Raw genomic sequence first — 955 nt, 5'->3', positions numbered from 1 at the left:
GAAGATGGAGTAACAGATGATTCTTTAAAAACAACTATGTACTGACCAGGAATGATGTTTCCTTCACTAGCATTGGCTTCTATATTAGCGTTTATATCGCTATCAGCAGAAGTGTTTTCGTTTTGACATGAGGTCATTAGTAGTGAAGATACTAATAATGCACCTAAAGAAAATTTACTAAAATTTTTCATTTTTGAAGGTTAATTTGAAGGGTTAATTAAATTTTTTGATGGTCAAATTTGAGGAATTAGAATAGAAAAAAAAAAACAGAGAAAATTGCAACACAATTAGAAATCAAAAAAAAAGATAAAAAACAAAAAACTTTAAAGCTACTTTGTTGCGATAGTAAAAATGGGAATTTTTTATAAATAAAACTTTAGATATTCATCCGGTTTTTAAAAATTTAACATTGATTTTTATTTCAATTTTTTTTAACATAAATTAATAAAAATTAACTTTTTTTAATATTTCTGTGTGTTGTTGATTTTAATTAACATATGTTAATTGTATAGGGTTTTTACCTTTTTTTTTAACAAAAAAAAGGTATTATTAGTTAAAATATTCTTTTTTGAATAAAAAAAATATGTTTAAGTATTTGTTTCTAAGAACTTTTAAATGTTAATTTTTTAAGAATTTAATCTTTGTTTTAAATAATAGAAAGCACTATGCTACTTCTATTTTTTTTAATACGATGAATATTAAATGAAAATAATATTTATAGATTTTATTATAAGGGTAATTTAGTAATCAAAAAAATGAAGTACATAGTTAAAGAGGAAGTAAAATAAAAAGAAAACCACTTGTTTTAAAAACAAGTGGTTTTATAAATTAAAAAATTATATAGATTGAAATTAATTCTACTATATTATCTAACTGCTATAGGGTAATTTTCACCTCTGTTACTAACTGATCCAGAAGTTCTTGGTCCACCACCTCTAGCGTGCATGATTCCAGC

General features: G+C 23.1%; 1 protein-coding gene. It reads right to left on the bottom strand.

Annotated features, from left to right (window positions below):
• The coding region (locus tag Q1A46_RS20710; RefSeq protein WP_299683558.1) for a hypothetical protein at positions 1 to 191 on the bottom strand (191 nt) is incomplete at its 3' end.
• Positions 192 to 955: the final 764 nt, after the last annotated feature.

This window comes from uncultured Tenacibaculum sp., from assembly GCF_947502995.1.
In the GTDB taxonomy this organism is placed as follows: Bacteria; Bacteroidota; Bacteroidia; order Flavobacteriales; family Flavobacteriaceae; genus Polaribacter.
This window is presented reverse-complemented; position numbering and strand designations above follow the sequence as displayed.